The sequence below is a fragment of the Sphingobacterium sp. UBA7253 genome (genome assembly GCF_002472745.1).
Classification (GTDB): domain Bacteria; phylum Bacteroidota; class Bacteroidia; order Sphingobacteriales; family Sphingobacteriaceae; genus Sphingobacterium; species Sphingobacterium siyangense.
Map to the genome: position 1 here is coordinate 67,068 of NZ_DKSP01000069.1, position 9,577 is coordinate 76,644.

Consider the following 9,577-nt stretch of genomic DNA (forward strand, 5'->3'; position numbering starts at 1 on the left):
TCCTTTCGACCCATTCCATGTTACGCAAGTTCATTTCATCACTAAACGAGATCGGTTTAACGATTACTTCTCGTGCGCCTACCAAAGAAGGTTTTGAATTGACCTTCAACGTAACTTGTTTACCAACAGTGTTGTCGAATAGACTATAAATATCCTTATCTTCAGTCAATTCAGTACCATTAACTGCAACAATATAATCTCCTTCTTTTATGTTTAATCCCGGTTCAGCCAATGGGGCTTTGAACGATGGATTCCATTCAAGACGCGTAAACAATTTGGCGATCTGATAATAACCATTCTTTAGCGTATAATCTGCTCCCAACACACCAACTGAAACTGATGGCGTGGAAGGTTGATCTCCTGGATAGATATAATTGTGTCCCACGACCATTTCTCCCATCATTTCGTTCAATAAATAACCAAGATCAGAACGATGGTTTACAAAAGGTAAGAATTTTTCATATTTGGTTTTCATCGCTTTCCAGTCAGCACCATGCATATTTTCTACATAGAAATAGTCTTTTTGCATTGACCAAACTTCATTGAATACCTGTTTCCATTCGGCTGCGGGATCCACCAATTGCTGAATTCCACCTAACTTGACTTCTCCTGCAGTAGGAGAGGCTACTTTTTGCCCAGCTGTTACAATATTGAACCCATTTCCCGTTTGATATAACATTTTTTTACCATCAGCACTAATAACAAAACTACGTGCATTCTCCACTAAAGTTTTATTTTCAAGATCCTTAAAATCATATGCACCGATTGTTCCTCCACGTTGATAAGTCAATTGATTCGGAACCAAACCATTTAAATTCCAGTAAGGACCGGCTGGCAAAGGGAGGGCAACAATTCGATTCTCTATACGATCAAAGTCCACCTTAATAGATTTGTCAACCGGCTTGCTTGCAACTGACTCTTCCTTCTTATCCTTTTTCGGAGCTTTTTTATCATTCTCTTTTACACGTTCTTTTTTATTATTCTCTCCCTCTTCCTTTTTATCAGCTTTATCTTCACGGATTTGCTCATCATCACTATCGTTTTTAAAGAATGATGGTGTTTTGCTCGACAGGATAAAAGCATAGACTGCATAATCTACGTTACGCTGTACAGCGGACATATGTAAACCAGAATTTGTTAAACCTGTATTTGTACTCGCCGTAAAAAATAAATATTTACCATCTTGCGAAAATGCAGTACTGCGGGCAGAGCTCATACCATCCGTAATTTGCTGAGTTTTCTTTGTATCTAAGTTATACATGAACACAGCAGGTGCACCGTTTTCCAGTGTACGTATAAAGGATATCCATTTTGAATCTGGAGACCAACTTGGTTGGAAATGATTGGATACACGCCCGGTTTGACCACTTAATTTGTCGTCGGCAACTTTGACAACAGTCTTGGAAGCAATATCAATATAATACAGATTAAGATGCGCATCATTGTAAAAAAGCTTCTTTGAATCTGGTGACCAAGTAGGTTCAAAATAGAAATTGGTTTCCCCTAAATTAAAGTATAAGGGCTGATCTTTTCCGAACTGATCCATCAGTACCAACTGATAGGATCCATTTTTATCTGAGATATATGAAACCCATTTACCATTAGGAGACCAATCTGGAAAACGTTCATGCGAACCTGGTGAATTAGATAAATTTCGAGCTTCTCCTTTTTCCTTTGGTACCGTAAAGATCTCCCCACGTGCTTCAAATAACGCTCGCTGCCCCGTAGGAGATAATGTAGCATAACGTATATCGTCCTTGATATCTTTATAATAAGGTCTTTTGTACATGACATCTGTATTCACAGTGATGTGCAAAGGAGTAATTTTATTTCCGTTTAGATTCAGTGTATTCAATACTCCAGCATATTCAAAAATCAAGTCGTTACCATTCCCATTCAAGGAACGTACATCATAATCTTTGAAATCTGTTAGTTTTTCAACCTTTTTAGTTTTGGTGTCGTAGCTAAAAATATTGACAATTTTATCGCGGTCAGATAGGAAATAAACCTTCGTTCCCAACCATAATGGCTTAACATCATTACTTTTAACATTCGGAATAGTCTCGATTTCTTTTGTTTTGGTATCAAAGATCCAAATGGTTGGCATACCACCACCCCGGTAACGCTTAAAGGCTACTCGATCTCTTTCAGTAGGGTCAGTATTCTTGATGTAAGCCCAATAACGACCATCGGCAGAAGGGCTTCCCTGAGTAGCCTCAGGCATAATGAGCGCCTTGTCCATTCCCGACATTTGAATATTGGAACTGTATAATCGTGGACTTAAAGCATAGGTGAAATCACGAGATGTAGTATAATATACTTCATCATTATTGAGCCATCCGCGCAATACGTCCGAAGAGGGATGATAAGTGATACGTTTTGGCTCTCCACCCGTTACAGGGATTACATATACGTCTGTATTTCCATCATAATTTCCTGTGAATGCTACTTTCTTGCCGTCTGGAGAAAACATTGGATTCTGTTCCACCCCTGGATTTGTTGTAAGGCGTCTCGGATTAGCTCCGTTTTTGTCGGCAATCCAAATATCTCCACCATACACAAAAGCGATATTGTTGGCGCTGATACTTGGGTTTCGAAGTAATAGGGTTTCTTGCGCTTTTGTTTGCAGAAAGGATGTCCCGAGCAAAAAGGCAGCAAATAGCTTGAAATGAGTTTTATTCATAAACGTTTAAAGGTTAAATTTACCACACACAAAACTACACTTTTGTAAAGTGGACCTAGTTAGTATATCCACAAAGTTGCATAAAAAATATGACAAAAAAAAAGTCCCGCTTTCAGCAGGACTTTTCTTTAGCTATTGAAGATTAGAAACCGTATTCTTGTTCGATTTCTAACACAATTCCTTCATCGACCAAAACGCGACCACAGTGCTCACAAATGATGATTTTCTTACGTTGACGTATTTCTGATTGCATTTGAGCAGGAATCTTATTATGACATCCTGAACAGCTATCGCGATCAATCGAAACAACAGCAAGTCCGTTTTTGAACGAGTTACGTAAACGGTAATATACCTTTACTAAGCGTTCTTCGATATTAGCCTCGGCCTCAGCAGCTTTAGCCAATAATGCATCTTCTTCCTTTTGAGTTTCAGAAGTAATTGTTTCCAATTCTTTCTTTTTTCCCTCAAGCTCGTTTTTGCTATACTCAAGATTACCTACAGTAGTATCGTAGTTTTCTGTCTTGTTGCGAATTTCGAATTCTGCTTCTTTAATTCTTTTTTCACAAACCTGAATCTCAAGACCTTGAATTTCGATTTCTTTCGAAATAGCGTCGTATTCACGATTATTTTTTACCTCATTTAACTGCGACTCATATTTTTTGATAGCAGCTTGGGCATCCTTAATCATGTTTTTACGCTTAACGATCGAATCTTCTAAATCGTCTAAGTCTATTCTGATCTTCTCAATACGAGTTTCTAAACCCGCAATCTCATCTTCAAGATCTGCAACTTCCATAGGCAATTCACCACGAACTTGGCGAATTTTGTCTATTTTAGTATGTATGGCTTGTAAAAGCCATAATGCTTTCAATTTTTGTTCTACGGTTTGTTCCATCAACTGTAGTATTTTATAGGATTTGTATCTATTTCTGTTGTTAAGGTTGCAAAGTTAGGAAATTTTTTCGTAATAATGTCGTACAATAATTCTTGCGTAAATTGTTCGCTCTCAAAATGTCCCGTATCTGCAATCACTATTTCACCTTCAGCATCAAAAAATTCATGATATTTATAGTCTGCTGTAACAAAAAAATCAGCGCCAGAACGTTTGGCTGCACCAAGTAAAAATCCACCCGAGCCACCACAGACAGCTACACGACTAACTTTTTTATCTAATAAGGCTGTATGACGAATGACATTCAACCTCAGTTTGTCCTTAAGATAAGCTAAAAATTCCAATTCAGCCATTGGTTCAGCCAAATTTCCAATCATTCCAGCACCAATTTCAGTGGCCGTATTTTGAATATCAAACAAATCATAAGCTACTTCCTCATAGGGATGAGCTTCATAGAGTGCTAAAAGTAACTTCCTTTCATTAGATTTCAGGTAGATAACCTCAATTCGTGTTTCCTCTACACGCTCTTGAACATCAATCTCTCCAATGGTAGGATCGGCCCCTTTTAAAGGTCTAAAACTACCATAACCTGCCGTATTAAAACTACATTGATCATAGTGCTTTCCGATTTTACCTGCACCCGCATCAAACAATGCCTGTCGGACATCTTCAACGTGACTCCTTGGTACAAAAGCGACCATTTTTCGCAATACATCTGTTTTAGATTCCAGTATAGCCTGATTTTCTAATCCCAATTTATCGGCAATTTTCGTATTCACTCCACCGGTAACATTGTCGAGATTTGTATGAATGGCATATAATGCAACTTTATGTTCAATTGCTTTAATAACCGTACGCTCCACATAATTTTTTCCATTAAATTTTTTTAGGCCCTTGAACACAATAGGATGATGCGAAATAATTAAATTACATCCTTTATCAATGGCCTCTTTTACAACAGCTTCAGTGCAGTCCAAAGAAATGAGCACTTTTGTAATCTCTCTATTGGCATCGCCCACAATAAGCCCAGCATTATCATAAGACTCCTGCAAATCTAAAGGAGCCAATTGCTCCAAATAATCAATGACTTCTTTAATTTTCATGGTCTACAATTACCTCCTTTTCTCTAAATTTATTATGTTCTTCTAAAATTCTTCTATTCGCGTTAATGTCAAACCAATAATTAGCCAATGTCACAAAATGCATAATGATCAGTACACCGGAAATGGAAAGCGGGAGTGGAATATTTGTGGCCAAGTAAATCCATGCATATAGCGATCCTTTCTTAAACGTAGGATTTTCTTCCACAGCTATTTTTCGATCATAAAATTCATTGATCAAAGAATCCCTTAGACGCGACGCAACCTGAAAATTCCAATAAATATTAACCAGCGGAATGGCAACTAACCAAGATTGATTAGGCGTCATTAATCTATTTTCTTTGGCTACCAATTTTAAGGTCTTTCGAATTGTATTTGCAAATAAAAGCCATACAATAATACGTATAGCCACAATACCCATAGCGGTATAAATTACTTCAGGCTTACTTAACTCTTTTATTAATTCCTCTTGCGTCATTGAACTATTTATTGCTTATTTATTATTCCTGTTCCAACAAATCTACTAATTCTTTCAACTTTTTTATTTGTGGATTATGATCTCCAACAAATTCAATTGTTTTAAAACCCATGGTTTTAGCCTTCTTATAAAACGGGTAAAAATCATCTTCTTCAATTGCTGTATCATCCATATAAGTCAAAATGTATGTACTTGGGATCTTAAGTCGTTTCGGATTTTTTAAATTAATCTTATCTGTCATTGTTTTTAGCGGGTGGGGGACATCTCTAGGAAACCTCTTAACGTCCTTCACCCAGAAAGGAAAAATATAACCATCCTTTTCTAATCTTAGCAGTCCATTTGCTGCAGTAGATTTCCCCATTAAGTTTATTACAGATTGTTGATCCTCCGGAAGTATAGCATCCAAGTAAACCAATTTACGTATTCTATCCGGAAGACTGTCGGCCACAGCCGTAATTACCATACCACCATAACTATGTCCCACCAGTATAATATCATGAAGATCCTCAAACAGGATCGTATTCACAACATCATTAACGTGAGTTTGCAATCGAATAGAGGTATCTGCTAAATGATAACGCTCGCCCAAGCCTGTTAGTGTAGGGCGGTAAACCGCATTTCCTTTCTTCGCTAACTTAACTGCAGTATTTTTAAACTGCCAAGCACCACCCCAAGCTCCATGGACGATCACATACGTAGAAGACTGCGCAGAAACATCTTTACCGAATCCAACTAATGAAAAGAAAAATATAATAAACAGTAATTTACAGTAATTCATTGTGTTATATATTAAAACATCCTCGACACTTCACAAAATCTGTTCAGAAACTGTATAGATAAGCCAGTTTACATTTTTATTTAAAAATTAGATGTGACTACTCACTCACTTTAATAAAACATGATTCAATCGAATAAAAACAGCTTTTAGCTTCTCAACTAAACTTCATCAAGGAAGATAGGGTAGGGGGGAGCTATAAAAACATCATGCATAAAGTAAAAAAATAGTAGGCTTTTTATGATAATCATACGATCGTTTTCTCCACTCACCAATCGTCAAACTTTGGATATTTTCATCGGCTGCAGTTACATTTGATGCAACACAGAGTAAGCTGGAAGGTTTACATATTTTTAGTAGATCAGCCAAAAGCTGATTATTTCTAAATGGAGTTTCAATAAAAATCTGAGTCTGCTTTTCGCGTGCTGATTGTTGTTCGAGATCTTTAATTTCCTTAGCTCGATCAATTTTATCGATAGGTAAATACCCATGAAAAGCAAATTTCTGACCGCTAAATCCAGAAGCCATAAGCGCTAGTAAAATAGAGCTTGGTCCAACAAGAGGAACTACTTTAATACCCAATTGATGTGCCCGTGCTACAATAGAAGCTCCAGGGTCAGCAACACCAGGACATCCTGCCTCAGACATTAAACCAACATTTTTGCCCTGTTTCAAGCCTCCCAAAAAGTCGTTTATATTTCCCTTATCCCGCGCATGTTTTCCATAATCATGAATTTTTAGTTCGCTCTGCGGAATCTTTAAACCTGCAAGTTTTAAAAACTTACGAGCCGTTTTTTCATTTTCTACAATATACTCGTCCAATGAATTGATTGTTTCCACTAAATATGCAGTAAACGATTGGAAAGCTGCGTCATCACTCAATGGAACAGGAATTAAATATAAGATACCATTTGCCATAATACAAACCTACTAATTAAGGTCCATTTGGCTATACTAATTTTAAACTTAGCATTATTTAACCTTTTAAAATGATTATAATTTCGATTTTTAAACTCATTATTAGTATTTTAGCGTAAATATTCATTGCAACAATAAACATCATTCAAATGATCACACAAATTACAGAAGGCGTAAAAATCTCGGTTGAAACCATCTATCAATCAGAGTATTCGAATCCGGACCGTGAACATTTCATGTTTGCTTATCATATCAGCATAGAAAATCTCAGCGATTACACGGTTCAATTGATAAGTCGCTATTGGAAAATCTTTGACGCAAAAGGAGACTATAGGGAGGTATCTGGAGAAGGGGTAGTAGGCGAACAACCTATTATAGAACCTGGCCAGACTCATCAGTATACCTCAGGTTGCAATCTCAATAGCGAATTCGGATTCATGGAAGGATATTACAATATGATCCGAACACTGGACAACGGCAGCTTTCAAGTTGAAATACCACGTTTCAATCTGATAGCTGATTACGCATTGAATTAATTTTATCAAGGCAGTATCATTATTGCCAATTAATCAAATAACGATGCTTTTTTCGCATCGAATAAGAAACTATTTCTTTATTTTTGCGAGCATTCCAAATGAACATGCCAACCTCGGGATATACTAATTTTACCCGATGGTAAATGCTAGCATTTGATCGTATGCCACCCGATAGATTAAATTAGTCAACAATCAAAACGATTATTGATTCAATATATAAATAACTGATAATCAATAGATATATAAATAAAGTATTGATTATCAACACGATATAAACTACCTAGAGAAGAAACCTCCTGGTAGTGTTTTGGCGTGTAAATTGACTGAATATAATTTAGGGTGATATAACGTGAGTATTTTAGCTACAGAACAAGTAAGCCATTCCTTCCATGATCGATGGCTTTTTAAAGATTTACATTTCGGTCTCCAGAAGGGAGAACGTGTGGCCTTGGTCGGAATCAATGGCACAGGTAAATCAACCTTACTCGCTATTTTAGCAGAGCGAATCTTACCAACCTCAGGAAAAGTTGTAAAAGAAAAAGGTATAAAAATTGGTTTCTTAGAACAGGATCCTGATTTCACAGGATTAAAATCAATCAACGATTTTATTTATAGTACAGACAACGATCAACAACGTCTTATCCGTGAGTACGAGGAGCTGTTATTGGAAACTGATATCGATCAGAAAAAATTAGAAGATCTTACAGAAAAAATAAGTTCATTGAATGCCTGGGAGTATGAACATAATATTAAGACGATTCTTAATCGTTTAAACATTATGGATTTCCATCAAGATATCAAAAGTTTATCAGGAGGCCAACGAAAACGCCTTGCGCTAGCCAAGCTTTTGATAGACGATCCGGATATTTATATATTAGATGAACCCACCAACCATTTGGATATAGAGACTATTGAATGGCTAGAAAAACTACTAACAACAGGTAGCAAAACCGTTCTTTTAGTAACGCACGATCGCTACTTCTTGGATAATATCTGTACTGAGATTCGAGAGCTGGATAGGGGCAATCTCTTTACCTATAAAGGTAACTATTCTTATTTTCTAGAAAAGAAGTCCGAACGCGAAACTATTGATGCGGTTATGGTTGAGAAAAGCAGAAATCTACTTCGCCGTGAATTGGAGTGGATGCGTCGTCAACCACAGGCACGTGGTACCAAATCCAAATCACGTATTGAAGCATACTATGACTTGGAAGAAAAATCTAAAGCAATTAAAGGAAACGACTCGGTACAACTCAGTGTAAAAGTAAGCAGACAGGGTTCAAAAATACTCGAACTAGAACATGTTGCCAAACGTTATGGAGCAAAGGAAATCATACATGATTTTTCATACACCTTTAAAAAAGGTGATCGTATTGGTCTAGCTGGAAAAAATGGTACTGGAAAATCAACCTTTCTTAATTTAATCACGGGAGAAGAAAAACCTGATACAGGGTCTATAGCAGTAGGGGAAACCACAGTATATGGCTACTATAAACAGGGAGGTTTGGAAGTAAATGAAAACGATCGAGTATTAGATGTTGTAAAAAATATAGCAGACTATATTGAAATGGCAAATGGGGAAGTAATCACAGCTTCACAGCTGCTAACCCACTTTTTATTTCCTCCTGAAAAACAATTTGGTTTCGTTAACAAATTAAGTGGAGGGGAGAAAAAAAGACTTCAATTAATGCGTGTTTTAATGAAGAATCCAAATTTCTTAATCCTGGATGAACCATCCAATGATTTGGACATTGATACATTAAACGTGCTGGAAGATTTTCTTGACAACTACAAAGGAGTACTCATATTAGTATCACACGACAGGTATCTATTAGATAAATTGACGGATCAACTTTTCATTTTTGAAGGAAAGGGGATCGTGCAGATATACAATGGAAATTATGCCGACTTTAAACTTGAACAGGAAGAAATTCAAAAATTAGAAAAGGAAAAACAAAAAAGGATAAGCCAAGAACAGGTAAAGCCAATTGTAAAAGAGGAAAAGAAAAAACTCTCGTACAAGGAACAATTGGAATATAACAAACTAGAAGAAGAAATCGAGAAACTGGAAACACAAGTAGCATTAAAAACGGAGGAACTAAACCAGGTAACAGATCATCTAAAACTTTCTTCCTTAGCGGAAGAAATTCAATCTATCCAAAAACAGATAGACGATAAATCCGAAAGATGGTTAT

General features: G+C 36.6%; 8 protein-coding genes. 2 read left to right on the forward strand and 6 right to left on the reverse strand.

All coding sequences use genetic code 11. From position 1 onward, the window contains the following. From B2X72_RS06520 to B2X72_RS06545, 6 genes are all read right to left on the reverse strand, one after another. Window positions 1–2,683: S41 family peptidase (locus tag B2X72_RS06520; protein WP_286848700.1), on the reverse strand; the 2,683-nt coding region annotated here is incomplete at its 3' end. 142 nt (window positions 2,684–2,825) lie between these two features. Then, the gene (locus tag B2X72_RS06525) at window positions 2,826–3,578 is read right to left on the reverse strand and encodes a zinc ribbon domain-containing protein (RefSeq protein ID WP_046673181.1); all 753 of its coding nucleotides are present in this window, start codon (window positions 3,576–3,578) and stop codon (window positions 2,826–2,828) included. After that, entirely contained in the window at window positions 3,578–4,678 is a 1,101-nt protein-coding gene (locus tag B2X72_RS06530; RefSeq protein WP_145328258.1) for a Nif3-like dinuclear metal center hexameric protein, read from the reverse strand. Before B2X72_RS06530 ends, B2X72_RS06525 begins: the two co-directional genes overlap by 1 nt. Further along, the gene (locus B2X72_RS06535; RefSeq protein ID WP_145328257.1) at window positions 4,668–5,153 is read right to left on the reverse strand and encodes a hypothetical protein; all 486 of its coding nucleotides are present in this window, start codon (window positions 5,151–5,153) and stop codon (window positions 4,668–4,670) included. The genes B2X72_RS06530 and B2X72_RS06535 overlap by 11 nt, the downstream gene beginning before the upstream one ends. A gap of 22 nt (window positions 5,154–5,175) precedes the next feature. Beyond that, a complete protein-coding gene (locus B2X72_RS06540) occupies window positions 5,176–5,931 on the reverse strand; it encodes an alpha/beta hydrolase (protein WP_286848703.1) in 756 nt (251 codons plus the stop codon). Between the two features lie 204 nt (window positions 5,932–6,135). Continuing rightward, window positions 6,136–6,846 (reverse strand): SAM-dependent methyltransferase, encoded by a 711-nt coding sequence (locus B2X72_RS06545; RefSeq protein WP_145328255.1) that lies wholly within the window; start codon window positions 6,844–6,846, stop codon window positions 6,136–6,138. Between the two features lie 149 nt (window positions 6,847–6,995). Between B2X72_RS06545 and apaG the strand changes: the two genes are divergently transcribed. Together apaG and B2X72_RS06555 are read left to right on the forward strand one after the other, a co-directional pair. Next, window positions 6,996–7,382 carry a Co2+/Mg2+ efflux protein ApaG gene (apaG, locus tag B2X72_RS06550; protein WP_046673176.1) on the forward strand — a complete coding sequence of 129 codons (387 nt, stop codon included), beginning with the start codon at window positions 6,996–6,998 and terminating at the stop codon, window positions 7,380–7,382. A gap of 349 nt (window positions 7,383–7,731) precedes the next feature. Continuing rightward, window positions 7,732–9,577, forward strand: a 1,846-nt coding sequence (locus tag B2X72_RS06555; RefSeq protein WP_286848706.1) for an ABC-F family ATP-binding cassette domain-containing protein, incomplete at its 3' end; no start/stop codon positions are given.

What these genes read in the sequence shown, in the direction of transcription:
- B2X72_RS06540 (WP_286848703.1), bottom strand. Translation starts at nt 5,931, where the DNA reads ATGAATTACTGTAAATTACTGTTTATTATATTTTTCTTTTCATTAGTT.
- B2X72_RS06535 (WP_145328257.1), bottom strand. Translation starts at nt 5,153, where the DNA reads ATGACGCAAGAGGAATTAATAAAAGAGTTAAGTAAGCCTGAAGTAATT.
- B2X72_RS06525 (WP_046673181.1), bottom strand. Translation starts at nt 3,578, where the DNA reads ATGGAACAAACCGTAGAACAAAAATTGAAAGCATTATGGCTTTTACAA.
- apaG (WP_046673176.1), top strand. Translation starts at nt 6,996, where the DNA reads ATGATCACACAAATTACAGAAGGCGTAAAAATCTCGGTTGAAACCATC.
- B2X72_RS06545 (WP_145328255.1), bottom strand. Translation starts at nt 6,846, where the DNA reads ATGGCAAATGGTATCTTATATTTAATTCCTGTTCCATTGAGTGATGAC.
- B2X72_RS06530 (WP_145328258.1), bottom strand. Translation starts at nt 4,678, where the DNA reads ATGAAAATTAAAGAAGTCATTGATTATTTGGAGCAATTGGCTCCTTTA.